This is a genomic window from Moorena sp. SIO4A1, assembly GCF_010672065.1.
Lineage (GTDB): Bacteria > Cyanobacteriota > Cyanobacteriia > Cyanobacteriales > Coleofasciculaceae > Moorena.
This window is the reverse complement of the sequence record NZ_JAAHHX010000016.1, coordinates 199,062-223,474: the sequence shown is the minus strand read 5'-3', so window position 1 is coordinate 223,474 and position 24,413 is coordinate 199,062. Positions and strand designations below refer to the sequence as shown.

The window sequence follows — 24,413 nt, the reverse complement described above, 5'->3', positions numbered from 1 at the left end:
CCTCGATCACTCTAGCTTGATTGACAGTTGTGACTGAAGAACGAAAGCGGCCAGAGCGTGAAATTAATACAGAACATCACCGCGAGGCTAATGTGAATCACCAAGGTTTTTATGTTGAGGGTGATTACATTTATAATTCGGAGCAGCAAAGACATGTGCCAGCTCCCCTTTGGAGAGAATTACAACGCAAGCTAATTGGCTGGCTCGACCGTGATCAGTATGCTGCTAGTTGCATTCGCAAACAGTTACTGGTAGAAGTCAAGCGGGAGGTAACAGCTCGACTCCAGGATTCTCTGCACCAAGACAAGTTAGAGATGAATCTGTATCTGGAATTACCAATGGAGGAGAGCAAGGGGGCGGTAGAACGTGACCAGCGACAGAAAGTAATTCCCCTACCGCCTCAAACCTCAGCAATGGAGGTATTTGAACGGCCAGATGTGAAAGGTCGGTTACTCATTTTAGGGGAACCGGGGTCTGGAAAAACGACCACTTTACTAAGACTAGCCGAGGATTTAGTTAAGCAAGCACAACAGAATAATGCTGCACCGGTCCCCATCATCTTCGAGCTTTCTGCCTGGAAACATGATCAGCAACCCCTTGATCAATGGTTAGTGGCTCAACTCAAAAACAATTACAGCATTGACGAAAAAATCAGCCAACAATGGCTGGAAAACCATCAACTACTGCCCCTTCTGGATGGTTTAGACGAGTTAGGCATACCCCGTCAACGGCTGTGCGTCACCAAAATTAATCAGTTTTTCAAGCAAGACATCCAACGCCGTGGGGTGGTTTGCTGTCGCCTGGAAGAATATCAGCAGGGAAGAGTCAAACTACGTAAACTTAATGGGGCTTATTGCTTGCAGTCCCCCAATGATGTCCAAATCCAAGAGTATCTCCAGCGCCTGGGTAAACGGGAGTTCTGGCAAGTGCTATCCAGTGATGCCCAGATGAGAGAACTGGCAGATAAACCCCTGTTTTTAAACGTGATGGTGACAGCATACCAGGGGCAGCCGATTACCAATAAAGCACAACTGTGGTCAGCCTATGTGGAGGAGCGCTTAAAGTTACCCCTTGATCAGCAAAAATATCCCAAGGGAGTTCCTTATGGGAATAAGGAGACTAGACATTGGTTGACTTATCTAGCTCGGCAATTAGTAGCCGATTCAACCACTGAATTTTTAATTGAAAATATGCAGTCATATTGGTTAAAAAAAGGTTGTCAAAGAAGTGTTTTTAGATTAATTTCTGGACTGATTGTTGGTCTGCTTTATGGTTTGATATTTGGTCTGCTTTATGATTTGATATTTGGTCTGCTTTATGGGCTGATATTTGGGCTAATTTTAGGGCTAAAATTTACGGATTTTAAAAACTACGAAAGACAAGCTGAAGCTTTTGCTGGAAGTTGGGATGGTCTGATTTTTAACATAATTTTTGGGCTGACTTCTTGTCTAATTTTTGGGCTGACTTCTTGTCTGATTTTTGGGCTGACTTTTTTGCTGATTTTTGGGCTGACTTTTTTGCTGATTTTATTTTTGGTATGGATGATTTTTGGGCGTTTTTTTTGCTTAAAAACAGAAATTGCTAAGGAAAACCCTAATCAAGGGATCAAAGAATCGTTTAAAAAAATGTTTATTATTCCCCTGTTTGCTTTTCCGGCTGGGGCATTAATTGATCCCCTTGTCTCCATCGTTACAGGAGCTAACCTTGATTTGACTCGCGCTTTAAGCATCGGTTTACTTGTAGGATTGGTTTCGGCAATAGCAAGTGGGGGTCAAGACTGGATACCGCACTTGACCCTGAGGCTAATTTTGTGGCAAAGGGGAGCAATTCCTTGGAACTATGCCAGGTTCCTCAGTTATGCAGCAGAACGGCGGTTGATTCAGCAAGTGGGAGGGCGTTACCGTTTTCTTCATGATGCCCTGCGTCAGCATTTTGTGGGCAATAAACCTGTTCCTCCCCCCCTGATTGAAGGTTCTAAAAATACTGGGCTGGGCTATATTCTGTTGGGATTTTCTCTGTTTGTTTTTCTAATTCTTAGTAGCAGCATCTATAGGGTTGACAGTGGGCTAAAATCAACGGTAGTACCAGTAGTCAAGAGCGGTGATGTGGTTCTCACGGATAGAGTCACCCGTAATTGGCGGAAATTCCACCACGGAGATGTGATTCACTTTCGGGTTACCAAGAATTTGGCGAAGCAAGGCTTTAATGGTAAGAAGTACATTATGATGCGGATTGTGGCGTTACCTGGGGAAACGTTTGCCATTAAGCAAGGAGAGGTTTATGTCAATGGTCAACGGCTGCAAACTGACTACATTCAAGGAATTCCTATCCAAGATGACGACGAAGTAGAGAGAGAAATCCCTTCTTGTTGCTATTTAGTTTTGGGTGAAAATCCAGATGATCAGGATAAGTTGTTGATGGACTTGGTGACTAGGGAGAAAATTGATGGTAGAGTCTTATTCCGTCTTTTTCCCTTTGGGCGGTTTGGTAGGGTGGATTAATTATATTTGTTGCTATAAAAGCTGTTGTAATTTGACCTGGTGGTGCGTTACGGGGCGGGCTGTTTCAACTGGCTACGAGGCTAAAAATAAGAGCCCCCCCTAACGCACCCTACGCAACGATTCCCGATTCCCGATTCCCGATTCCCGATTCCCTACTTCCTCCTAGTTTGCGGATCCAAAGCATCCCTCAATCCATCCCCAATATAATTAATACTAAGCACTGTTAAAAAAATCGCTAATCCCGGAAAAATTGCCATATGAGGCGCTATTTCAATATAATTTTGGGCATCAAATAGCATCCGTCCCCACGTCGGAACATCAGGGGGAAACCCTAAGCCTAAAAAACTCAAGGTAGACTCAGTAATAATCGCATTTCCCACCGCTAAGGTAGCCGCAACAATTACCGGACTAAGCACATTAGGAAGAATATGAGCCCAAATCAATCGACGAGGTTTAGCACCAATCGAGCGAGCGGCTGTCACAAAATCCATCTCCCGCACTGTCAAGAAACTAGCTCTTACTAATCGCGCCACGGACATCCAATTCAAGCAACCAATGACTAGCACTATCAATATAAAAATACCCAACTCTGGCCCAGCCAGCTGCCGCATGACATCGCGGAATAAATAAATCACTAACAGTAACAACGGTAGCTGAGGTAATGCTAAAAATAAATCCGTCAGACGCATCAGAAACGTATCAATTACTCCTCCATAGAAACCGGATAACGCTCCAATTAACGTCCCCAAGGAAATCGCCACTACCATAGCCGCAATCCCCACCGTTAACGAGATGCGTCCCCCCCACAATACCCGAGCCAGTTGATCCTGACCTAAATCATTAGTACCAAAAGGATGTGCCCAACTCGGTGGCGCACTGGATAGACTAAAGTCAATTTTGTCAATAGGTGTTGTATTAATGAATGGCCCTAAAACAATGGTAATCACCATAATTAGAAGTACAATAGACCCGATTACAGCCATTCGGTCTTGGCGAAACCGACGCCATCCATCTCCACCAAAAAACTTCCACAGAACACTCATTTCGATACATCAGTTGTCAATTGGATAAGGTAAAAATTATTGGGCTTTAGGGAGCAGGGAGCAGGGAGCAGGGAGCAGGGAAGAGGCAAGAGGCAATAGGCAATAGGCAATAGGCAATAGGGAAAAAATTATTTGTACCTCATAGCTATGATAAACGCTATCATGAATTGTGATATAGCGTTTCTAGGATTTATGAGGTACCGTTATCAACCTCAAAGTCCCCCTTATCAAGGGGGATTTAGGGGGATCCCTTTGTACCTCATGGCATAGCGATGCAGCGCGGTCTTGGGGGTTTCCCCCATGAGCGACTGCATCAAGACAGAGAATTGCGATAATTTTTCTTCCCTACTCCCTACTCCCTACTCCCTACTCCCTACTCCCTACTCCCTACTCCCTACTCCCTACTCCCTACTATGTTATTTGAACTCTCGGATCTAGAATGCCATAAAGGATATCAGCGACTAGATTAAATACCACAATTAAAATAGCGTAGATAAAGGTAATGGCCATCACTACTGGTGTATCGTTTCGATAGATAGAATCAATCAGCAACGCACCAATTCCAGGTACTCGGAACACTTGTTCAGTGATTAAAGCACCAGTAAATACAGTAGGAATATCTAGGGCGACTAAAGTAACAACCGGAATCAAAGCATTCCGTAAGATATGGCGATTGACCACTACAAATTGATGTAATCCCTTAGCGTAAGCAGTACGGACGTAGTCTTGATTTAGCTGTTCGAGTATGGATGAACGAATAAAACGCATCAATACTGCTGCTTGAAATAATCCCAATACTACGATGGGCATGATAGACTGCTTGACTTGGATTACAAAACTATTCCAATCTGTTACCTTAAGGGTGCTATCGTAGATAAAAGGGAACCAATTTAGCTGAACACTAAATAGAATAATGAACAGCAAACCAGTGAAAAAGGTTGGTAGAGAAAATCCTAGAAAGGCGAGAGTGGTGACAATGTTATCAAAGATAGAGTAACGTTTAAGTGCCGAAATTATTCCTAAGGGAAACGCCAGCAATACAGCAAAGATATAAGCGGAACCCACAACCCATAACGTAGTAGGTAAACGCTGGAGCATTAGGGCACTAACAGGACTACGGCTAGTGAAAGAATATCCCATATCCCCTTGGATAAATGACCACGCCCATTTAATATACCGAATCGGGATGGGTTGGTCTAAACCAAGGGCTCGACGAATATTTTCCCGAACTTCCGGAGTAATGGAAGGATTAGTCGCAAATTCCCCCATCGGGTCTCCAGGTGCTAAAGCCAAGATACCGAATACTACGATACTGATAGCAATTAAGGTGGGAATGGAAACTAAAAGACGATTAATTAGGTATCGCGTCATTGAAATTGATGATAGCGGTTTTCAATTTGGTAGGGAATAGGGAATCGGGAATCGGGAATCGGGAATCGGGAATCGGGAATCGGGAATCGGGAATCGGGAATCGGGAATCGGGAATCGGGGAAAAATATTGTCTACCTCATAAGTATGGAAAATGCTATAGTTAATTGAAACTTGAATCTTGAAACTTGAATCTTGTTAATTAACGAATAAGCAATGAGTACTAATATCATGTCAGGATAATTACGCTTAATAAAAATCTCCCCAATCTCCCTATCTCCCCATCTCCCCATCTCCCCATCTCCCCACACTCCCGTTAATTATGGGTATTCAACCGGACTTGATATAACTATCACTTCCGCTTCCAATCCATAATGTTCCAAGTATTGGTATCCCATGGTGTGAAGTCATAACCTTCCAACTGATTGCTAAACCCAGCTACGTCAGCCCGATGGACAATGGGCAAAACTACCACATCATCTTTAACCAGTAAGTCATTCATCTGGATAAAGATTTTTCGACGTTTTTCTGGGTCTAACTCCTTTGTAGACTGCTGCCAAAGCTGATCGTATTTCGGATTACAGTAGCGAGAGTGATTTTGCCCAGACCATTGATTAGCTTTCTGGGAAATTTCATCACAGGTATAGGTTTTCAGATACGCACCAGGGTCAGGACTATCATTCCCTGTGGTGTACATTTGTAGGTCAGCATAAAAGCGTTGATTAGTATCGGTGTTGGCTGGATCACCAGAGAAATAAATACTGGCATCAATACTCTTGAGTTCTACCCCAACCCCAATCGAGGCTAGGGTCTGTTTAACAATTTCCTGGGTCTTCTGGCGGACAGGATTGACCGAAGTCTGAAACAACACGGTCATCTCGACCCCATCCTTATCCCGAATCCCATTACCATTGGTATCTTTCCAGCCTGCTTCTTCCAACAAGGCTACCGCTTTTTTAGGGTTAAATTCATAGGTAGTATTAGGGGAATTATATTGCTCTGGTAACACTAAGAAATTCCCTGTGGCTTTGCCCGTTGGTCCATAAAGCTGTTGAGCAATGGTTTCCCGGTCTAGGGCTAGGTTAAAAGCCTGACGCACCCGCTTGTCTTTCAAAAACGGATGGGGGAATTTGAGACTAGACCGTTCTCCAGACGGAGCTTGTTGATTGGGGTCGGTTTGATTCATTAAAATCCGTTCTACCAACGCCCCAAAGATAGCCACGACTTTACCTTTACCCCCTGCTTCCAGTCGCTTCAACACCGGTGCTTCCACTTGCAGATTGTAAGCATAATCCCCATCACCAGTTTGTAAGACTGCTCTAGCAGCAGAGGTAGCATCACCACCGCCTTTTAATTCTACTCGCTCGAAATAGGGTTTATCCCCTTCTCGGAAGTTAGGGTTTGGCTGATAAACTACGGTATCCCCTGGCTTAAATTCTACGACCTGATAGGGACCGGTTCCTACAGGCATCAAGTTGGCTGGCGCTTGTCGTGCATTGGCACCATTGAAATCTTGATATAAATGGCGTGGCAAAATCATGCCAGCACTACCGGAAAAGACTAAAAACCAAGCTGGATTAACATCCTTGAAGTTGACTTTGACTGTATAGTCGTCGATTGCTTCAACGTTTTTGATAGTTTTATAGGTACTAGCACTAGTCGAGCCTACTGCTGCATTGGTGATGAATTCGTAAGTGAACACCACATCAGCAGCGGTGAAAGGGGTGCCATCGGACCACTTTACATTGCGCTTTAGTTTCCAAGTCACCGACTTACCATCAGCCGCAATTCCACCATTCTCTACCGTAGGGACTTCTGCTGCCAAAAACAGCACCATCTCCCCATTTTTGTCATAACTAGTCAGGGGTTCCAGGGTAATCCGACTGGCTTCGGAATCCTTGTAACCATTGGAAAGATGAGGATTGAGGATAGTGGGTGCTTGCCAGTACAGTAGCTTCAAAGTACTGTCCTGGTTGGACTGTAAAACTCCACTATCAGGAGAATTACAGCCAGTTAAACACAGAATACTCAATAGAATCAGGATATAGTATCTAGTCAAAAATCGTCCCACCAACTTTTCTCGTTCACATAAATTTGCCGCAATTGTTGCAATTCTGCCTCAAAAAGTACACCTTTGACTAGACCAACCAATTTTCCCCACTGATAAAGATTAAGCTTTGAGGAAGCTTGCTTAAACTGCTGGGCGTAGAATCGGCTCCAAAAACCCAGGGATTGCTTGGATTTGTGCCTTTTCGCCGTTTAAGCCAGCGGTCGTAATCTCCAGTTTTTGGGGGGTCTACCCCTAAAATTGGCGGAAAATCGGCGTAGCTGACAAATTGACTGACACCTTTGGCGTGTACGTAAACAACGTGCTGCCAGCAATCGATGCGATAAATTTCCTCTGGTTGGATATTAAAAAACAAGGCTACCGTATTTTCAGTGACCGAAAATCCTGAGGGCGCAAGCCCCTGAATTCTATTCATGGGGTTAGCCCGAACGGGAATTTATTCCCTAACTGTTCGGGGACTTTTAAATCTAGATTGTAGTCTATAATAGTAAGTAAAGTAAGAACCCAAGGAGGTGATACACGAGTGTTGGTCATGGAGTTCAAGGCTGTTCTCAAAGAGCCTCAAAGGTTGGCAATAAATGAAGCCATTAGAACGGCTCGCTTTGTCCGCAATAAAGTACTTCGGTACTGGATGGACAATCGTGGTACAGGGAAAAAAGAACTCTATCGTTACAACACTCAACTAAGAGACGAATTCAAGTTTGTCAGAGACCTCAACAGTCATGCTTGTCAGGCATCAGTTGAGAATGTAGAACGCGCTATCAAACGTTTCTTTGATAATTGCAAGAATAAAATCCCTGGGAAGAAAGGTTATCCCCGTTTCAAAAAGCATTCTAGGTCAGTCGAATATAAGCAATCTGGATGGAAGTTATCCCCAGATAAGAAGTCTATAAAATTCACAGACAAGAAAGGCATTGGGCAAGTCAAGCTCAAAGGCACCTGGGACTTGTGGTGCTTCGACCAGAAGCTAATTAAGCGAGTTCGGATTGTTCAAAGAGCCGATGGGTACTATGTCCAGTTTTGCGTCAAGGTAGATAACTCAGAACAGCTAGAAGCTACTGGCTTTACTGTGGGGTTAGATGTCGGATTAAAAGAATTTTACACTGATTCTGATGGCTATGCTGAACCTAATCCTAGATTCTATCGCAGTGGAGAGAAACAATTAAAATTTTATCAACGTCGAGTTTCCCGAAAGAAGAAAGGCTCTGCTAACCGGAAGAAAGCTATCAATAAACTAGGTAGACAGCACCTCAAAATAAGTAGGCAGCGTGAAGAACATGCCAAGAGACTGGCACGTTGCGTAATCCAATCTAACGATTTGGTCGCTTATGAAGATTTGAGGGTTAAAAATTTAGTTAAAAATCACTGTCTCGCTAAGTCTATTAATGATGCAGGTTGGTACCAGTTTAGGGAATGGTTGGAATATTTTGGGCAAAAGTTTAGGCGGGTAACTGTTGCAGTGAACCCTGCTTATACAAGCCAAAATTGCTCCAGCTGTGGCAAAGTGGTCAAAAAATCATTATCTACTAGAACCCATGTCTGTGAATGTGGATGTCAGCTAGACAGAGACCACAATGCTGCCAAAAATATTTTAACTAGAGCCTTAAGTACGGTGGGGCACACCGGAACTTTACTTAACGCTTGGGGAGAATTGGCCTCTACTCTTCCTGATTCCGGTCTGGTTGAGCAAGTCAGCTCGTTGAACCAAGAATCCCCCTGATTCTATCAGTGGGGAGTGTCAATATACTTCTATGGATAAATTAGCCAGGACGTTTGATGTAATGGTTCAGGACTTAGTCGAGATTGTAGAAGAGTAAAGGAAACCAGCTAGTGTTGGCAAATGCGTTCCCGTAGCGTGACCTTTCGGGCAAAGCCCAACGCTTCGCGAACGGTCAATCGCATTTTTGATTCACATACATCTCAATAATTCCTTGAAAATTGCTAAATTCTTAAATCTTTCTAAACTTAAGCTATCAGCTATCAGCTATCAGCTATCAGCTATCAGCTATCAGCTATCAGCTATCAGCTATCAGCTATCAGCTATCAGCTATCAGCTATCAGCTATCAGCTGATGCGCAATCGGTGCTTTTGAATAAAATAAGCTGACAGCTGACCACTGACGGCTAACTACTGACGGCTGACCACTGACCGCTGACCACTGACCGCTGACCACTGACCGCTGACCACTGACCGCTGACCACTGACCGCTGAATGCTTAGCCATCTCAAGGATCGGAATTGACGGGATTCTGTTCAAAGGATCGAATTGTCCCAGCACGACAATCCCGCAGCCAAGTCTTAACCGCTTGACCAATAACACCATTAGTACTTTCCCGTGGCGGTGTGGGAAGTTTGCCTTCTGAAACAGAACCAATACGGGAAAAAATCATCACTAAGCGCCAACCATCAGAGCTTTTGGTCAAAAATAGCCAGTGATAATTCTGAAGCTCTACAGCTTTATCCTTGAAATACTTGCGCTCTAGGGTAGTTAGAAAGATTTGTTCAAGTGCTTCGGTATCTGTTGGGTTAGGTACGGTCGTGGATTGAAACGACTTAAGGGGCAGAGGTTCAAACTCTGGCTTTCCTGCCACGATGACATAACTGAAATTGTCCAGAGTCGAGTCTGAGCGCCGCGCTCTCTGAATCACTCGATTGGCATAGCTAGGTAAATCCTTAAGCAATAGGGAGGTTAAGGTTTCCACCTCTACCGAACAGGTTTGATCGGGTGAAGGTTCAAGGTTGGCAGGTCGGAAGAACCTTGAAGGGTTAAGGTTGGGAGGTTGGAGGTTAGTAGATTGTTCGCGTAGCGTGGCCAATAGGCCAAGGTTGGCAGGTTGTTCGCGTAGCGTGGCCAATAGGCCAAGGTTGGCAGGTTGAAAGTTGAGAGGTTGAAGGTTGGTAGGTTGAAAGTTGATAGGTTGAAAGTTGATAGGTTGGAGGTGGTTTGGTTGTTGGGCTTTGGTGTTCGAGTAGGGTAGGTTGAACAGTAGACCTCTTTCAAAAGTAGTTTTCTGATACTGTTCTTGATGCAATAGCGAGTGGGGGTTTCCCCCAAGACCGCGCTGCATTGCTTTTCGTGAATCCTTGTCCACTGTTCCCTGTTCCCTGTTCCCTGTTGCCAACTTCTGAAAGAACGCTAGTTGAAACTGTTCTGGGAAACCTTCCAGGTTCAACTTGCTAAGGTTCAACCCATTAATCTGTAATCCCAAGTAAGCAATGAGAAGTAATCCCATCAGCTGAAAGCTATACACTAGTACCAGCTAATTCCTCACAAATCCTATTCCAGGCAGCCACTGGGTCGTCAGCAGCGGTAATTGGTCGCCCTATGACTAGGTAATCTGCACCAGCTTGTAGAGCAGCTACTGGGGTCATTGCCCGTCGTTGATCACCTTGTTCGGACCATTGGGGGCGTACTCCTGGACAAACCAGGAGAAAATCATCACCACACACTTGTCGTAGCTGTGATACTTCCATGGGGGAGCACACTGCCCCATTCAAACCTGACTCTTGAGCTAGTAGTGCCATTTGTAAGACAAATTCGGGCAACTCGATCGGAATTTTCAGGTCAAAGGCCAAATCCCGGGAATTGAGACTGGTCAGTAGAGTAATACCAATTAACTTCGGGGGGGGACATCCCGCTGTCAAAGCTCCCTCAACCGCCGCTTCAGCCGCTCGTTTAAGAGCATTGCGACCAGCAACGGCATGAATGGTGATTAAGTCCACACCATAGGCGGCTGCAACCCTTGTTGCTCCAGCTACCGTATTGGGGATATCGTGAAATTTAAGATCCAGAAATATCCGCTTTTGCCGATGTTTGAGAGCATGAATAATCTCAGAACCAGTGCTCACAAACAGTTCCAGACCTACTTTCCAAAAGCTAACCTCAGGCAACTGTTCCACTAATGCGATCGCATCTTCCAGGCTCGGCACATCCAAAGGAACAATAATCCGATCTTCAACCATCAACCTCCTAACCTCCTAACCTTCTAACCTACTAACCTTCTAACCTTCTAACCCTGGCCTTTCGGCCACGCGATCGCGTTCAACCTACTAACCTTCTAACCTTCTAACCTTCTAACCTTCTAACCTCCTAACCTCCTAACCTTCAACCTCCTAACCTCCAGTGATACCTTCAACTAACTAAACGGGCAAACTTCTTTTTCCCCACCTGCAAAACCTTTCCCAGCAATTGATCAGGGGAATCAAAGGTCTGGTCAACCGCTGAAATGCGATCGCCATCCAACTTAACACCTCCCCCTTGAATCTGTCGCCTGCCTTCGCCACTACTTTGGCACAAACCTGATTCTTTAAGGATATAGAACAACTTAGCGGGAAACTCCACAGAAGACAATGAAAATTCTGGGACAGAATCCCCCGTACCAGTAGTGCTACCCTTTACTAAGTTTAGTGCTGCCTGCTGAGCTTCTTTTGCTGCTGCTTCACCATGATATTGGGTCACAATAGTCAGAGCCAATTGTTTTTGCTGCTCCCGTGGCTTTTCTGGAAGCTGGTCCAATGGCACATTAGTCAACAGCTCAAAATATTGCTTCAATAGATGATCTGGTGTCCCCTCCAGCTTTGAGTACATAGTCAGGGGATCATCTGACAAGCCAACATAATTCCCCAAAGACTTAGACATTTTCTGTATCCCATCCGTCCCAATCAAAATTGGCAGCAGTAAGCCGAACTGGGGAGATTGCCCAAAATGCCGTTGTAAATCCCGTCCCAAGGCAATATTAAACTTTTGGTCAGTTCCCCCTAACTCCACATCAGCCTTGACTGCCACAGAATCATAGCCCTGCATCAATGGGTAGAGAAACTCATGGAGGAAAATAGGATTTTGTTGTTGATAGCGTTCAGCAAACCCTTCCTTAGCCAGCATTTGCCCTACGGTCATAGTGGCTAACAACTCAATAATCTCAGACAAATCCAACTGGTTAAGCCACTCAGAGTTATAGCGAATTTCTAGCCGTCCTGGGGTGTCAAAATCTAGAATAGGGCGCACCTGTGACAGATAAGTTTCAGCATTTTCCTTGACCTGAGCTGGTGTCAACTGGCGACGCACCTCAGACTTCCCAGTAGGGTCACCTATTCTAGCGGTAAAGTCACCAATAATTAAGACAGCGGTATGACCAGCATCTTGGAATGCCCGTAACTTTCTGACTGGGATACTATGACCTAAGTGGAGATCGGCACCGGTTGGGTCTATACCTAACTTGACCCGTAAGGGACGCTCAGCTTGCTTGAGCCGAATAGCTAGATTTTCACTCGGATCCTGAGAATCCGATTGTAGGGGAAAAATTTCACTGGTACCTCTGTCTAGCCAAGCTAGCTCGTTAGAAAGGGGGATTTCAAAATTTGACATCGGTTGGGACTATGGTTGGGAATTAAGTAGGTTAGTTAGATTTATTTTAAGGATCGTTTACAAATTCTAAGCAGCTAGACCGACACTTGCCATGCACCATGTCTAAATGCCGCTAACTATTATACAAAAGGCCGTTGACAACCCTTACGACATGCCCATTAAGCCCACTCTTCTTGATGCAATAGCGAGTGGGGGAAACCCCCAAGACCGCGCTGCATCGCTTGTAACATAGCGATTAAATCCCCCACCCTTAAGCTTCTCGAGGGTTCAATCGGTGGATGCATCTGCCACAGGGACTGCATCAAGACGGGAAATGACCGTCGTAGAAGACAAAATGGTATGAATTGGCTGGAATTAACCCTAATTCAAAAATTATTTATCGCTACAGTAGTTGAAGCTGAAGTTGAAGCTTACTTATAGGGCTTGACACTTATCCATAACCTCCTGGCATTATTAAGAAATTCGATGCTCAAGACTTGTAAGTCATCCTGCTCTGCCCACCTATCCTTGGAATTGTCTTATAGAAAGGTACTTAGAGGATATCTGAAAAGTTTTTTGATACTGAATTTTGCCCCCCTAGCCCCCCAACTTTGGGGGGAACAAGAGTCCATTTGCTTCTACAAGTCCCCCAAAATTGGGGGACCAACGGGGGCTTGGATGTAGCAAATGGGACTTCTCAGACAACCTCTTAGAGAAATTAAAAAAAACACCCCAAGCACAGCCCCTAGCTTACATGTCTGTTCTTTAGTAAGGAAATGAAATCACCGTGTCATCTAGCACTATTCCACAACCACAAGATCGGAAAAATCGGAAAAGAAAGCCTTCACAAGTATTGCAGTTTGTGCAAGGGGTGGCTCAGGTAACTGGAGGGACTATCCTCGGGGTTACCATGTTAGCTAGCTCGATTGTAGCTGGTGGACTTGTGGGCTTAGCGACTAGCTTCCGTAACCTGCCAGATGTGCGCATGCTCCGGAACTACACACCAACAGAAACAACCTACATTTACGATGTCAAGGGTAGACCCCTAGTTAGCCTTCATGGGGAAGCAAATCGGGAAGTGGTCGAATTCGGCCAAATCAACCCTCAACTCAAGCGGGCTGTACTAGCTATAGAAGACAGTCGCTTCTACATGCACTATGGGGTTAACCCCAATAGCGTTGGTCGTGCTTTCTTAGTCAACTGGAGACAAGGGACAGTAGTGGAAGGGGGTTCTACGATCACCATGCAGTTGGTGAAAAACCTGTTTCTGTCTCGGCAACGCACCTTTAGCCGCAAAATCACTGAAGCTGTACTCGCTATCCGAGTTGAGCAAATCTTCTCTAAAGACGAGATTATGGAATTGTACCTTAATCAAATCTATTGGGGTCACAATAACTATGGCATTGAAACAGCTGCCCGGAGCTACTTTGTTAAGCCAGCCTCTGAGCTATCCTTAGCCGAGTCAGCGATGTTGGCAGGGCTAATTCAGTCCCCAGAAGAATACAGTCCCTTCAGCAACTACTCTAAAGCTAAAGAGCGACAAGCCGTGGTCTTAAGGCGGATGCGGGATTTGGGATGGATTACAGCAGCCCAAGAAAAAGAAGCTAAGGAACAGCCCCTGTTAATTGGCAAAAGTACCTCCTGGACGACCAGTAAATTACCTTTCGTCACAGAAGCTGCTGTCGTGGAGTTAAAAGAGCGATTTGGTCAGGAGGCGGTCACCAAGGGCGGAATGCGAGTTCAGACCACGGTTGACTACTACTTCCAAAAGCAGGCAGAAAAGATCATTAATCGTGCTCATTACACCCTACGTCGCCGTGGACTTTACGATAATCAAGTGGCATTAGCCGCCGTTGATCCCCGTACCCATTTTGTGAAAGCGATAGTCGGGGGGTACAGCTATGAAAAGAGCAAGTTCAACCGTGCTACTCAAGCTCGACGTCAGCCTGGGTCATCCTTTAAGCCATTTGTTTACTATACTGCCTTTGCCACAGGTAAATATGCCCCCGGTTCCACTGTTTACGATACCCCCGTGCGCTATCGAGATGGTAGAGGCTATTACAGACCCAAAAACTATGGTGGTGGCTACTCTGGTGCCATGAGCATTCGCACCGCAATTGTTCAATCGAGCAATGTGCCAGCGGTAAAGATTGGCAGGAGAGTGGGACTGGATAAAGTCGTTGATGTGGTTAAGACCCTTGGGATTAAGAGTCCCATGCAACCAGTGTTATCCTTACCCCTAGGGTCAGTTGGGGTAACACCATTGGAAATGGCAGGAGCCTATGCTACCTTTGCCAATAATGGCTGGCACTCTGACACTACTTTAATTGTCCGAGTGACCGATAGTAAAGGCAATGTGCTGCTAGATAATACCCCTAAGCCTAAGCTGGTGCTAGATCAATGGGCGGTTGCTTCCCTTAACCATACCCTAACCGGTGTAATTAACGGAGGTACCGGAAAATCTGCCCACATCGGGCGTCAGGCGGCAGGTAAAACGGGAACAACCTCTTCAGAGCGAGATGTGTGGTTTGTGGGATATGTACCCCAGATGGCTACGGCAGTTTGGATTGGTCGAGACAACAACCGACCCCTTGGGCGAGGGGTAACAGGTGGTGGCTATGCCGCACCGATCTGGCGGAGGTTTATGGCTTACGCTTTGCGGAACGAGCCAGTGAGATACTTCCCTCGACCCACAAAATTTAAGCGTCCTCGATCCAGATAAATTCTAGATAAAATAGGGATATCAGCCGTCATGATTGGCGGCTCCCTACTGACGCACTCTCAGCCCTCAGCTGTCTTGGGAGATGTCCATCTATCCCCACCCCCACCAAAGGCTAACGTACTACGATTGTTTCTCTACGTCTGACTTCATCCGCTCCAATGTCATGTTCATCTGGTCAAACATCTGCTGAGGGGTGATCCCAAACTGACCTAACTGAGTATTGAGCTGCTCTATGGTCATCTGAGCCATGAAGTCATCAGATAATTCGAAGCGCTTCATAAAAATCCGATAGCGCTCCATCATCTGTTCCATCTGATCGATGAAAATCTTTTTGCCTTCACGGTCAAACTTGCCATAGTCGTTGCCCAATTTAATCAGGTCTTGGTAATCTTCAAACAGCTGTTTTGCCTCTTTTTGGACAATTTCCGAATCAAAAAAACCCATTGCTCTTACCTGTCAACCGGTTTGGTTGTACTCAATCGCCGCTTCTAATCACATTTTAATGTAGCGTTAAACCTGGACAAAATTCGGTTTTCCGTATTAGTCAGTTGTTCGCCCAAGGCGATTCGGTGTAGGGTAGGTTAGTCAGTTGAAGGTTGAAGGTTAACAGGTTGAAGGTTAACAGGTTGAAGGTTAACAGGTTGAAGGTTAACCTTCAACCTGTAACCGGTTAACCTGTAACCGGTTAACCTGTAACCGGTTAACCTTGGCCAATAGGCCACGCGATCGCGTTCAACCTGCCAACCTTCAACCGGTTAACGTTCAACCTGCCAACCTTCAACCGGTTAACGTTCAACCTATAACCTGTAACCTGTAAGTTTCCACTCTGAGATAAGTAATTATTATAGGAACATAGGATTGACAGTATTTGGATATCCACCAAGCTATTCAACGCGGGTCAAAGCAAGTATGTTGAGCAAGCCAAAAAGCCGCAAAGTCGCTTCCCTACTGGCCTTGAGTGGGGTAGTTATCCCCGTTTGTGGATTACACAAATTTTATCTCGGACAACCCTTCTGGGGAGTAATGTACTTACTCCTGTGTTGGACACCCATTCCTCGAATTGCCAGTGCTATAGAGGGGGTGTGGTATTTACTACAAAGTCAAGATCAGTTTGACCTCAATTTTAACCTTGGTATTGAGTCTACAGTATCTTCCTCAGACAATCCATCGGCTGGGATTGACCCGGCCAAGGTAGGGGAAATTGCTGATGCCCTAAGACAGCTAGACAGCCTGCGTCAGGAGGGACTAGTGTCTGAGTATGAATTTGAACAAAAACGTCGTCAATTACTTGACCTAATTGCTTGAGTTTCATGGCAATTTTTGATTGGCTATCACCCAAGACTCCACAAAACCCGAATCAGCAATCAATTCAGCAGAGGCTAAAGCGTGACCCCTACTATCGGCTACAATCTACAGAAGAAATTGCTGTAGCTGCCAAATTGGGGCTCACCATTGATGTGAATCAAGCTGGTGTGGATGACTGGCTGAGATTGCCAGGGATATCTATCCATCAAGCGCGATCGCTTTTTGAACTCACCAGCAGCGGTGTGCAATTTTGTTGCTTAGAAGATTTGGCCGCTGCCCTAGGTTGGTCAGTACAACGTCTGACACCCTTGCAACCAATTTTGAGGTTTTGTTACTACGATGCGGAGAGTTTAGTAACGCCTCAGCTAGTCAACCCTAACACTGCATCTCTAGAACAGTTGACGAAAATTCCAGCAGTGGACTTGTTTTTAGCTAGAGCGATCATGCAAAATCGCTTTGATGGTGGCCCATACCGTAATTTAGCTGACCTTCAACGACGCCTTGAGCTTAATCCTCAGCTGACATCTGAGTTAATGTACTATTTAATCTTTTGAGATTATTAGTTTGAGATTACTAGTTTGAAATGCTATCGAGTTGACTACTTATCCTTCTTGGTTGGGAGTCACTTAAAACTAGAAACTAGAAACTAGAAACTAGAAACTGGAAACTTGTCAGTGGCGAAGTCACAACTGACAACTGACAACGGACAACGGACAACGGACAACTGACAACGGACAACGGACAACTGACGACTGACAGCTGACAGCTGATAGCTGTTGGCGTAGCCTGCGCGTAGCGCATATGCTTACCACAAAAAACAAAAAAGGAACAGACTACTAAAGAGTGGTCTAGTTCCTACACAGAAGTGGTTGAATCAGCTATGCCGACGAAAAAATCCGGTAATCTTTCAAAGTTTTAGGTTAGACCAATTCCTTAGACTTGCGCTTTAATGAAGTCAAGCTTAATCCCAGTAAGCTTAGGCTAAACAAGCCCATTGTCATGGGTTCAGGAACAGGTTTAGAATTGGAAGGATCTCCAGGATTGGCAGTTATATCAACATTAATATCAGCCTTGGTAAGAGTAAAAGAACCCGTAGCACCTAGCCAGCCAGACATACCAAAGTTAGTGTTTTTGCCATTAGCTCCAACCCCAACCTGGAAGGCGTATTTACCATTTTCAGGTTTTTGGTAAAGATTCAGTTCCTTGCCATCGTAGAAACCTAGGCCAGTTAAGGTAGCCCGAGTTTCATCCATGTTATAGTAGTACCAAGTACTAGTATCGACGGGGCCACCTTTTTCTACGTATTCAGACTTTGGTAGTTCCTTTTTCGGTCCTCCCCAAGGTTCTGGTGTGCTATTGAACCAAATATCAACGTCCCATTTTTTAGTATCATCTAACTCGGAAACGATGGTACCCAACAAATTAGCAGTCCCATCATTGTATTCATTAAAGATACCTGAAGTGTCAAATACAAACCTCCCTGAGTCCAACTCAGGAAACCAGAAAGCGTGTCCTGACAAATCAGTGTCTTCTGGGTAGATATGAGCTTCATCGGCTAACCAGGACTTGAGGATATCAGCTGCCTGGGCTTCTCCTACTGCTCCCAAAACTATAGACCCTAAAACTAATCCACTGCTTAAAAATTTAGTTATTTTCATTTTTTAGACGCCCTAGTTATTTGAATAAATTAATTAATTGACTTGAGTCTGTAACTAATTGGTTGACTAATTGTTTGACTAACTCGTTCGCGTAGCGTGGCCAACGGCCAATCATAGCCTGAGCTATCAGTAAAATCACTTTCAGTAAATTAACTGATATTTATAGTCTGCCAATCTGATGGTTGCGATCGCGTTAGTGCTAACGTATAACTTTTGTATTATTTTTGTATACAGCGTTTTTCATAACTATTAGGTGCGCTTTCCGGATCTAATTATTAAATTCGCCACGGGTCGCACCTGAGGTACACAGGATTTTTTCCCTCTTCCCACTTCCGACTTCTCTGTTCCGGTGATCCGCTGTTCCCTGTTCCCTAAAACCTTAGGTACGCTCTTACCATTAAGAATTAAATTCGCCACGGGTCGCACCTCAGGAATCTGTACCTCACCCAATTGACAACTGCTGTAAATTCATAGCAATAAAAAAAATACCATCACCTTTCAACTGGCTCCAAACTTGATTTCCTGACCCGGAGCTAATCTCTAATCATAAGAAAAGAGCCCCTGGATTTTTTCCGTCCTATTCAGGACTATCAAGGAGCCACTTCTAACCCAATCAGATCAAGTCCCGATCAGGGACTGCATCAAGACAATGGTGTTAACTATACCAAATTATCGAAAACTACTTCTTCCCTCCCCCCTCTACCCACGCGCCCCCGCCCCTCTAACCACACTCTTCCCCCGATTCCCGATTCCCAATTCCCGATTCCCGTTCCCCTCCTGGGAGGGGTTAGGGGTGGGTTCCGATTCCCGATTCCCGATTCTTTGGGCGTAGCGATATAGCTTGACAAGTGAAGCTTAATTGAGGGAAACTCTAGGTTAGCCTATGGGAGGGCGAAGCAAAAGCAGATAAAACCTAGGGTTTCAGCCATTAATTCCTTGCCCGAATTACTTACTTGCCCGAATTACTGGCTCGAATGGGTCGCCCTTAACCAAAAATCCACGACGCCAGACTTTCCATCGGAGGGGTTCTATGCCGGAAAACACGATTTCAGCAGAAATTCAGTCATCCCCCAACCACTCTAGACAAGCTGCTTTAGCTCTACAACAGCTTGGCTTTCGGATACTGCACATTGGACCGACTATCAGTGTACAAGCCCCGCAATCCCTGTGGGAATCAACTTTCAATGTTTCCTTCCAACCACAGCAGAAAACCCTGATCCAGGAGATAGATGGCAGTGAGGTTACCTATCCCAAAGCTGCGGTTGACAATCTACAAATTCCTGAGCAACTACAAACCTTGGTAACTGGGGTGATGTTTGTAGAACCCCCAGAATTTTTCTGATCGCTCTTAGCGGAAGCTGAGGCCGTTGGCCACGCGGGGCGCGTTCGCTTCATCGCGTAGCGTGGCCAACGGCCAATCCAGTTAACGATAATTCGATCATTATCCAGGCTAGAGGGACGATCGGGTCGTGCCTTTACTGTATCGTGCCTCTAGTTTTCTATGGTCAAATGTTCAATAGTAAAAAGTTGCCAATAAAATTTTAAACTAAAGCCGAACAAAACAAAAGTACCCACGAGGGTGACGTCAATATGTGATTAAAAATACCAAACTAAAGAAGTAAACCAAAGAAGTAAAGCAACTTGGTTTGTTGATCAACAAAGACAGCGATAGTCATCAACCGCTGTCTAACTAGGATTTAACTAACAGGATAATTATGATACAACAACTACAGACGGGAGTTGAGCGAGTTTCCTTTGAAGCCATTCTCGCATCAGAAAGTGGCCAGTCTATGTTCGCAAGTGACACCTACCTCCAACCGGAGAATCTTCAACAATTCGCTCCACCCCCTGGACGGGGCATTCAAGCTGCAAATATTCTACAATCCCTTGGCTTTCGAGTGCAGCAAATCGGAACTTTTTCCATTAGTGCTGATGGACCACGGGAACTGTGGGAACGGGTCTTTAGCACCCGAGTTGAACGGGATAGCCAACTCATTAGCGAGGCTCATCCTCAACTGGGAGAAGTGACCTTCTTGCGCCATGTTGCTGGTGCTCCCTTTACCATTCCCCAAGAGCTATTTGGGTTGATAGAGCGCGCTTATCCCCAACGTCCACCCATTTTATTTGAGTCGCCACTGCCTCCACGGGTTCGTTATCATCACCTCAATGTTCCCTCCGATGTAGCTATGGTATGTCGCTCGACCCCTGTCCACAAAGTCGGGGTAACCGGTAAAGGCGTTTTAGTAGCAATGGTAGACACTGGATTCTACAAGCATCCCTTTTACGAGTGGCATGGCTACAACTACCAGGCAACCCTGGCACCAGATGCTAAAAACGTGGAGCGGGATGAGAGTGGTCATGGCACCGCTGAAGCAGCAAATATTTTTTCCAATGCACCGGATATTGACTTTATTGGTGTCAAAATGGGGAGTAACCCCACCCTGGCCTTTAAGATGGCATCGGATTTACATCCAGCGGTGATGAACAACAGCTGGGGCTTCAGTATTCCAGAAGGGCCTCTACCGAATTTCCTCAAGCCCCTAGAGGCAGCAGTTATTGAAGCAGTCAAAGAGCGTGGTATTACTGTCTGTTTCTCTGCTGGTAACGGACACTATGGATTTCCTGGTCAGATGCCGGAAGTGATTTCTGTGGGTGGAGTCTATGCCCACGATACTGTTGAGGGCAATGACTTTCGGTTAGAAGCTTCCAACTACGCCAGTAGCTTTGATAGCCAAATTTATCCAGGACGCCACGTCCCTGATCTTTGTGGACTGGTGGGAATGCAACCCCGGGCTGCCTATATCATGTTGCCCGTTGAACCAGGGGACGAAATTGACCGAGGCTTGGGCGGTGGTCAGTATCCGAATCAGGACGAAACGGCTACTGATGATGGCTGGGCAGTGATCAGCGGTACTAGTGCTGCTTCTCCCCAAGTAGCGGGTGTTTGTGCCTTGCTTAAGCAGGTGCAACCTGGTCTGTCTCCATCCCTGATTAAGCAGATTCTACGGGCATCAGCGCGAGATGTTAAGCTGGGCAAAAGCTTCCATGGTCAACCAGCAGGAGAGGGACACGATGGAGCAACTGGCTCCGGTTTGGTGGATTCCTATGCAGCCTATAAGTTAGCTCGCTCCGTGACCATCCGCAATGTTCATGACTTGCCAGCACCTCGATGAAATAGTGGTTCTCAAATAGGTGAGGTATATTTGAGATTTTAGGGAGTCGGGAGTCGGGAGTCGGGAGTCGGGAGTCGGGAGTCGGGAGTCGGGAATCGGGAATCGGGAATCGGGAATCGGGAGTCGGGAATTGGGAGTCGGGAATTGGGAGTCGGGAATATCACCACACTCCCATAAATCCCATATATCCCTATATTCCCATCTCCCCACCTCCCCATCTCCCCATCTCCCCATCTCCCCATCTCCCCATCTCCCCATCTCCCCACACTTCCCTCTCTTCCCCTGCTCCCTGTTCCCTACTCCCTGTTCCCTTTGCTACATATGCTGACTAATAAGATAATCGCCCATCGTGGGGCTTCTAATTGTGCCAAAGAAAATACTATTGAAGCTTATGAGAAAGCGATTGAACTTGGGGCTGACTTTATCGAATTTGATGTCAGAATAACTAAAGATGGGGTATTGATTTCCCATCATGATCCAATGATAGCTAATCAAGCTATCAGTCAGTTAAGGTTTGCTGAAATAAATCGCATTGCTGGTCAGCAAGGGTTTAGAGTTCCTACGGTTGAGGAAATTTTAAGACTGACTCGTAACAAAATTAAACTAGCGGTTTAATTAAAAGAAGAAGGCTATGAAGAAAAAGTCATGGCCTTAGTAATGGGATATATCAAAATAGATGACTTTGTTATTTTATCATTTAATGTTTCATCGTTAAGATGGATAAACTTGAATTACCCTACGGTTAAAACGGGATTGTTATTAAGCAAAAAAAAGAATAATTTTCTGATTATATTACTCAGACTTTTGGGAATTTGGGTGTTTCAGAAACTGATCAGACTTACCCCCGATATCCTAGCACTACAGTGGGAAACGTTAAAATTTGGTTTATTGGAAATTGCTGCTAAACAGGGCAAACCGGTTTTTGTTTGGACTTTGACACTCCCCGTCCTATAAGAACGGGGATTCTCACTTCAACGAGCCAACTTGCTCAATCAAGCCGGAGCCAGAAAGAGTAGAGGTCGATTCTCCATGAGCGTTGGGGTCTATGACCCAAGTTCCGCTGTGCCCCAGCGTACTCAAGGCTCTTCCTAAAATGTTGATTGCGGCGTTGTGATCGCGGTCTAATTGACAACCACATTTGCAGGTATGAGTTCGAGTCGATAATGACTTTTTCACGATCTCACCGCAACTAGAACAGTTTTGACTGGTATAGGCAGGGTTTACGGCAACGGTTACTCTGCCAAACTTTTGTCCAAAGTGCTCTAACCATTTACGAAACTGATACCAACCTGCGTCATTAATAGATTTGGCAAGACAGTGATTTTTTACCAGGTTTTTGACTCTAAGATCTTCATAGGCGACCAGGTCGTTAGACCGGATTACGCAACGTGCCAATCTCTTGGCATGTTCTTCACGTTGCCTACTTATTCTAAGATGGTGTCTGCCTAGCCTATTAATGGCTTTTCTACGATTGGCTGAGCCTTTCTTCTTGCGGGATACCCGACGTTGATAAAACTTTAAACGCTTCTCCCCTCTTCTATAAAATCGAGGGTTTGGTTCAGTATGGCCTCTAGAATCGGTATAGAAATCTTTTAATCCAACATCTAGACCAACGTTTGCATCTGATGGTTCTAAGTGCTCGTTATTATCAACAGCAACACAAAACTGTACATAATAACCGTCAGCTCTTTTTACTATCCGGACTCGCTTGATTTGGTTTTTATCAAATCGCCACAAATCCCACGTACCCTTGAGTTTTAGTTTCCCGACCCCTTTCTTGTCAGTGAAGGTTATTGACTTCTTATCAGGGGACAATTTCCATCCTGATTGCTTATACTCAACTGACCTGCAATGGTTTTGAAATCGTGGAAACCCCTTCTTGCCAGGCACCTTTTTCTTGCAGTTGTCGTAGAAACGGGCGATCGATGACCATGCTCTTTCAGAAGCAGCCTGGCGAGCAGTCGAATTTAGCTCATTAGCAAAAGAGAACTGCTTAGCTAAGACCTTGCAGTATTTACTGAGGTCATACTTACCAGTCCCTTTCTCATCCATCCAAAGGCGAATACAAGAGTTTCGGATAAACTTAACTGTCCGAATTGCCTCATCAATGGCTGAGTACTGATGCTTTTTGCCGTACGCTTTGAATTCAATAATGATCATTGACCTAAGGTCACGCTCCGCGAACGGATATCGACCTTTTCCGTTACTGTTTTATAGTACCACACTCAGCGACAAATATCAGGATAGATCTAAAAAAAAAGCCGTCCATTGAAGTTACCTTAAGATAGTGGAGCCTTTATGGTCGGCAGGCCGTGAAAAGGGTTAAAACTTATTGAATAAGGCTCCACTATCTAAGGTTTCGTCTCGTAGAAGGACGGGGCTTTAAACCCAAATTTTTTGGTAAATAATCAAAAAATGATTGGAGAGCTTCTACATGATACTCGGATACATGGTATCATTACCGACAAACCTGACTTAGCTCGTAAGCTATCAGCTATCACCAGTTAGCGGTCAGCCGTCAGCTTTTTAATAAAACAGGTAAACATTAGCTATCAGCTATCAGCGGTCAGCCGTTGGCGGTTGGGCACGCTACGCCAACAGCTTTTTAATAAAACAGGTAAACATTCGTTAAATCTCTTTTAGCGCTGCTGTCAGGGATTCATAGTGCTTGGCTGAATGCTGAATGCTGATGGCTGATGGCTGAATGCTGAATGCTGAATGCTGAATGCTGAATGCTTACAGATTATTGACTAATCTTGAATATACTCTTCGCCATTGATCATCGCTATCTCGGCTCTTACAAATTCTCGTCCTAGGTAAAGGGCATGATCGAAACGACTTAAAGGACAGGGTTTAGTTTCTTCGGTAATTTTCATGCCTAGTTCCTTGGCTGTCCTACCTTTGAAAATAGCGGTGGGAGTACGGTTTAATTTAACATCGCAGGGAAATGGTTCTCCGGTTTCTGGATCAACTGCTAACCCTTTGTCATTAATTTTGTTACTGTAGTGTTCGGCACAGATCAGACTTGCATCTCGGTCTATGTAAATAATAAAGTAGCCCTCTGGATCGAGTTCAATAAAGCGTTTGGAGAGCTTTTCATCAATAGCAGTAATGTTTTGGGCAGTGATCATCATGGGAACGGTCAAGGGCTAAAGCTGATGGCAAATCCCAATATTATAACGTTAACAGAACAATTAGACAAGCTCAGAGATGAGGATAACAGGGAAACACA

Annotated in this window: 27 protein-coding genes; 12 read left to right on the top strand and 15 right to left on the bottom strand. The window is 45.1% G+C overall.

Features of this window, described 5'->3' with window-relative positions:
• Positions 1 to 29: 29 nt before the first annotated feature.
• Positions 30 to 2,501: a signal peptidase I gene (lepB, locus tag F6K53_RS15665; RefSeq protein WP_293066711.1), complete on the top strand. Its 2,472-nt coding sequence runs from the start codon at positions 30 to 32 to the stop codon at positions 2,499 to 2,501.
• A gap of 152 nt (positions 2,502 to 2,653) precedes the next feature.
• On the opposite strand, the gene F6K53_RS15660 is transcribed toward lepB, so the two are convergent.
• On the bottom strand, positions 2,654 to 3,544 hold the full coding sequence (locus F6K53_RS15660; RefSeq protein WP_293066714.1) for an ABC transporter permease: 891 nt from the start codon (positions 3,542 to 3,544) through the stop codon (positions 2,654 to 2,656).
• Positions 3,545 to 3,844: 300 nt separating this feature from the next.
• Here F6K53_RS15660 and F6K53_RS15655 point away from each other — a divergent pair, with 300 nt between their 5' ends.
• Positions 3,845 to 3,982, top strand: a complete 138-nt coding sequence (locus F6K53_RS15655) for a hypothetical protein (RefSeq protein ID WP_293066717.1) — start codon at positions 3,845 to 3,847, stop codon at positions 3,980 to 3,982.
• On the opposite strand, the gene F6K53_RS15650 is transcribed toward F6K53_RS15655, so the two are convergent.
• On the bottom strand, positions 3,956 to 4,915 hold the full coding sequence (locus F6K53_RS15650; protein WP_293066720.1) for an ABC transporter permease: 960 nt from the start codon (positions 4,913 to 4,915) through the stop codon (positions 3,956 to 3,958). The two genes, F6K53_RS15655 and F6K53_RS15650, sit on opposite strands and share 27 nt — an antisense overlap.
• Positions 4,916 to 4,923: 8 nt before the next feature.
• Between F6K53_RS15650 and F6K53_RS15645 the strand changes: the two genes are divergently transcribed.
• Positions 4,924 to 5,079: a hypothetical protein gene (locus tag F6K53_RS15645; RefSeq protein WP_293066723.1), complete on the top strand. Its 156-nt coding sequence runs from the start codon at positions 4,924 to 4,926 to the stop codon at positions 5,077 to 5,079.
• Positions 5,080 to 5,264: 185 nt separating this feature from the next.
• Here F6K53_RS15645 and F6K53_RS15640 read toward each other — a convergent pair whose 3' ends face one another.
• Positions 5,265 to 6,983 carry a peptide ABC transporter substrate-binding protein gene (locus F6K53_RS15640; RefSeq protein ID WP_293066726.1) on the bottom strand — a complete coding sequence of 573 codons (1,719 nt, stop codon included), beginning with the start codon at positions 6,981 to 6,983 and terminating at the stop codon, positions 5,265 to 5,267.
• A gap of 67 nt (positions 6,984 to 7,050) precedes the next feature.
• A complete protein-coding gene (locus tag F6K53_RS15635; RefSeq protein ID WP_293024134.1) occupies positions 7,051 to 7,395 on the bottom strand; it encodes a hypothetical protein in 345 nt (114 codons plus the stop codon).
• Positions 7,396 to 7,503: 108 nt separating this feature from the next.
• On the opposite strand from F6K53_RS15635, the gene F6K53_RS15630 reads away from it, so the two are divergent.
• Positions 7,504 to 8,700, top strand: coding sequence for a transposase (locus tag F6K53_RS15630; RefSeq protein ID WP_293024131.1), 1,197 nt, complete (start codon positions 7,504 to 7,506; stop codon positions 8,698 to 8,700).
• Between the two features lie 504 nt (positions 8,701 to 9,204).
• On the opposite strand, the gene F6K53_RS15625 is transcribed toward F6K53_RS15630, so the two are convergent.
• The 3 genes from F6K53_RS15625 to tyrS form a co-directional block, all read right to left on the bottom strand.
• On the bottom strand, positions 9,205 to 10,212 hold the full coding sequence (locus F6K53_RS15625) for a hypothetical protein (protein ID WP_293024128.1): 1,008 nt from the start codon (positions 10,210 to 10,212) through the stop codon (positions 9,205 to 9,207).
• A 10-nt stretch (positions 10,213 to 10,222) separates the two neighbouring features.
• The gene (gene pyrF / locus F6K53_RS15620) at positions 10,223 to 10,942 is read right to left on the bottom strand and encodes an orotidine-5'-phosphate decarboxylase (protein WP_293039132.1); all 720 of its coding nucleotides are present in this window, start codon (positions 10,940 to 10,942) and stop codon (positions 10,223 to 10,225) included.
• Between the two features lie 169 nt (positions 10,943 to 11,111).
• On the bottom strand, positions 11,112 to 12,344 hold the full coding sequence (gene tyrS / locus F6K53_RS15615) for a tyrosine--tRNA ligase (protein ID WP_293073205.1): 1,233 nt from the start codon (positions 12,342 to 12,344) through the stop codon (positions 11,112 to 11,114).
• Positions 12,345 to 13,233: 889 nt separating this feature from the next.
• Between tyrS and F6K53_RS15610 the strand changes: the two genes are divergently transcribed.
• On the top strand, positions 13,234 to 15,045 hold the full coding sequence (locus tag F6K53_RS15610; protein WP_364305648.1) for a penicillin-binding protein 1A: 1,812 nt from the start codon (positions 13,234 to 13,236) through the stop codon (positions 15,043 to 15,045).
• 120 nt (positions 15,046 to 15,165) lie between these two features.
• Here F6K53_RS15610 and F6K53_RS15605 read toward each other — a convergent pair whose 3' ends face one another.
• On the bottom strand, positions 15,166 to 15,489 hold the full coding sequence (locus F6K53_RS15605) for a DUF1825 family protein (RefSeq protein ID WP_070394592.1): 324 nt from the start codon (positions 15,487 to 15,489) through the stop codon (positions 15,166 to 15,168).
• Between the two features lie 137 nt (positions 15,490 to 15,626).
• On the bottom strand, positions 15,627 to 15,767 hold the full coding sequence (locus F6K53_RS15600) for a hypothetical protein (protein WP_293071498.1): 141 nt from the start codon (positions 15,765 to 15,767) through the stop codon (positions 15,627 to 15,629).
• 187 nt (positions 15,768 to 15,954) lie between these two features.
• Here F6K53_RS15600 and F6K53_RS15595 point away from each other — a divergent pair, with 187 nt between their 5' ends.
• Positions 15,955 to 16,350: an NINE protein gene (locus F6K53_RS15595; protein ID WP_071105854.1), complete on the top strand. Its 396-nt coding sequence runs from the start codon at positions 15,955 to 15,957 to the stop codon at positions 16,348 to 16,350.
• Between the two features lie 5 nt (positions 16,351 to 16,355).
• Complete coding sequence (locus F6K53_RS15590) at positions 16,356 to 16,904, top strand: ComEA family DNA-binding protein (RefSeq protein ID WP_293024115.1); 549 nt, start codon at positions 16,356 to 16,358, stop codon at positions 16,902 to 16,904.
• A 366-nt stretch (positions 16,905 to 17,270) separates the two neighbouring features.
• On the opposite strand, the gene F6K53_RS15585 is transcribed toward F6K53_RS15590, so the two are convergent.
• The 3 genes from F6K53_RS15585 to F6K53_RS15575 all read right to left on the bottom strand — a co-directional run bounded on the left by F6K53_RS15585 (position 17,271) and on the right by F6K53_RS15575 (position 18,425).
• The gene (locus F6K53_RS15585; RefSeq protein ID WP_293024112.1) at positions 17,271 to 18,008 is read right to left on the bottom strand and encodes a PEP-CTERM sorting domain-containing protein; all 738 of its coding nucleotides are present in this window, start codon (positions 18,006 to 18,008) and stop codon (positions 17,271 to 17,273) included.
• Positions 18,009 to 18,024: 16 nt separating this feature from the next.
• Entirely contained in the window at positions 18,025 to 18,147 is a 123-nt protein-coding gene (locus tag F6K53_RS15580; protein ID WP_293024109.1) for a hypothetical protein, read from the bottom strand.
• 110 nt (positions 18,148 to 18,257) lie between these two features.
• Positions 18,258 to 18,425: a hypothetical protein gene (locus tag F6K53_RS15575; RefSeq protein ID WP_293024107.1), complete on the bottom strand. Its 168-nt coding sequence runs from the start codon at positions 18,423 to 18,425 to the stop codon at positions 18,258 to 18,260.
• Between the two features lie 232 nt (positions 18,426 to 18,657).
• On the opposite strand from F6K53_RS15575, the gene F6K53_RS15570 reads away from it, so the two are divergent.
• The 3 genes from F6K53_RS15570 (at position 18,658) to F6K53_RS15560 (ending at position 21,181) form a co-directional block, all read left to right on the top strand.
• Positions 18,658 to 18,840 (top strand): hypothetical protein, encoded by a 183-nt coding sequence (locus F6K53_RS15570; RefSeq protein ID WP_293071499.1) that lies wholly within the window; start codon positions 18,658 to 18,660, stop codon positions 18,838 to 18,840.
• A 198-nt stretch (positions 18,841 to 19,038) separates the two neighbouring features.
• The gene (locus F6K53_RS15565; protein ID WP_293024100.1) at positions 19,039 to 19,350 is read left to right on the top strand and encodes a hypothetical protein; all 312 of its coding nucleotides are present in this window, start codon (positions 19,039 to 19,041) and stop codon (positions 19,348 to 19,350) included.
• A 373-nt stretch (positions 19,351 to 19,723) separates the two neighbouring features.
• Entirely contained in the window at positions 19,724 to 21,181 is a 1,458-nt protein-coding gene (locus F6K53_RS15560) for a S8 family serine peptidase (protein ID WP_293071500.1), read from the top strand.
• A gap of 38 nt (positions 21,182 to 21,219) precedes the next feature.
• On the opposite strand, the gene F6K53_RS15555 is transcribed toward F6K53_RS15560, so the two are convergent.
• Positions 21,220 to 21,447 (bottom strand): hypothetical protein, encoded by a 228-nt coding sequence (locus tag F6K53_RS15555; RefSeq protein ID WP_293024095.1) that lies wholly within the window; start codon positions 21,445 to 21,447, stop codon positions 21,220 to 21,222.
• Positions 21,448 to 21,502: 55 nt separating this feature from the next.
• On the opposite strand from F6K53_RS15555, the gene F6K53_RS15550 reads away from it, so the two are divergent.
• Positions 21,503 to 21,796, top strand: a complete 294-nt coding sequence (locus F6K53_RS15550) for a glycerophosphodiester phosphodiesterase (RefSeq protein ID WP_293024093.1) — start codon at positions 21,503 to 21,505, stop codon at positions 21,794 to 21,796.
• Between the two features lie 30 nt (positions 21,797 to 21,826).
• Positions 21,827 to 22,135 carry a hypothetical protein gene (locus tag F6K53_RS15545; RefSeq protein WP_293024092.1) on the top strand — a complete coding sequence of 103 codons (309 nt, stop codon included), beginning with the start codon at positions 21,827 to 21,829 and terminating at the stop codon, positions 22,133 to 22,135.
• Between the two features lie 12 nt (positions 22,136 to 22,147).
• Here F6K53_RS15545 and F6K53_RS15540 read toward each other — a convergent pair whose 3' ends face one another.
• Positions 22,148 to 23,341, bottom strand: a complete 1,194-nt coding sequence (locus F6K53_RS15540; protein ID WP_293071501.1) for a transposase — start codon at positions 23,339 to 23,341, stop codon at positions 22,148 to 22,150.
• Positions 23,342 to 23,931: 590 nt separating this feature from the next.
• Positions 23,932 to 24,315 (bottom strand): DUF4346 domain-containing protein, encoded by a 384-nt coding sequence (locus tag F6K53_RS15535; protein ID WP_293071502.1) that lies wholly within the window; start codon positions 24,313 to 24,315, stop codon positions 23,932 to 23,934.
• Positions 24,316 to 24,413 lie beyond the last annotated feature (98 nt).

Coding starts and splice junctions, on each gene's coding strand:
- F6K53_RS15660 (WP_293066714.1), bottom strand. CDS start 3,544: ATGAGTGTTCTGTGGAAGTTTTTTGGTGGAGATGGATGGCGTCGGTTT.
- F6K53_RS15655 (WP_293066717.1), top strand. CDS start 3,845: ATGAGCGACTGCATCAAGACAGAGAATTGCGATAATTTTTCTTCCCTA.
- F6K53_RS15650 (WP_293066720.1), bottom strand. CDS start 4,915: ATGACGCGATACCTAATTAATCGTCTTTTAGTTTCCATTCCCACCTTA.
- F6K53_RS15645 (WP_293066723.1), top strand. CDS start 4,924: ATGATAGCGGTTTTCAATTTGGTAGGGAATAGGGAATCGGGAATCGGG.
- F6K53_RS15635 (WP_293024134.1), bottom strand. CDS start 7,395: ATGAATAGAATTCAGGGGCTTGCGCCCTCAGGATTTTCGGTCACTGAA.
- F6K53_RS15625 (WP_293024128.1), bottom strand. CDS start 10,212: ATGGGATTACTTCTCATTGCTTACTTGGGATTACAGATTAATGGGTTG.
- pyrF (WP_293039132.1), bottom strand. CDS start 10,942: ATGGTTGAAGATCGGATTATTGTTCCTTTGGATGTGCCGAGCCTGGAA.
- tyrS (WP_293073205.1), bottom strand. CDS start 12,344: ATGTCAAATTTTGAAATCCCCCTTTCTAACGAGCTAGCTTGGCTAGAC.
- F6K53_RS15610 (WP_364305648.1), top strand. CDS start 13,234: ATGTTAGCTAGCTCGATTGTAGCTGGTGGACTTGTGGGCTTAGCGACT.
- F6K53_RS15605 (WP_070394592.1), bottom strand. CDS start 15,489: ATGGGTTTTTTTGATTCGGAAATTGTCCAAAAAGAGGCAAAACAGCTG.
- F6K53_RS15595 (WP_071105854.1), top strand. CDS start 15,955: ATGTTGAGCAAGCCAAAAAGCCGCAAAGTCGCTTCCCTACTGGCCTTG.
- F6K53_RS15590 (WP_293024115.1), top strand. CDS start 16,356: ATGGCAATTTTTGATTGGCTATCACCCAAGACTCCACAAAACCCGAAT.
- F6K53_RS15585 (WP_293024112.1), bottom strand. CDS start 18,008: ATGAAAATAACTAAATTTTTAAGCAGTGGATTAGTTTTAGGGTCTATA.
- F6K53_RS15570 (WP_293071499.1), top strand. CDS start 18,658: ATGGTGTTAACTATACCAAATTATCGAAAACTACTTCTTCCCTCCCCC.
- F6K53_RS15565 (WP_293024100.1), top strand. CDS start 19,039: ATGCCGGAAAACACGATTTCAGCAGAAATTCAGTCATCCCCCAACCAC.
- F6K53_RS15560 (WP_293071500.1), top strand. CDS start 19,724: ATGATACAACAACTACAGACGGGAGTTGAGCGAGTTTCCTTTGAAGCC.
- F6K53_RS15550 (WP_293024093.1), top strand. CDS start 21,503: ATGCTGACTAATAAGATAATCGCCCATCGTGGGGCTTCTAATTGTGCC.
- F6K53_RS15545 (WP_293024092.1), top strand. CDS start 21,827: ATGGCCTTAGTAATGGGATATATCAAAATAGATGACTTTGTTATTTTA.
- F6K53_RS15540 (WP_293071501.1), bottom strand. CDS start 23,341: ATGATCATTATTGAATTCAAAGCGTACGGCAAAAAGCATCAGTACTCA.
- F6K53_RS15535 (WP_293071502.1), bottom strand. CDS start 24,315: ATGATGATCACTGCCCAAAACATTACTGCTATTGATGAAAAGCTCTCC.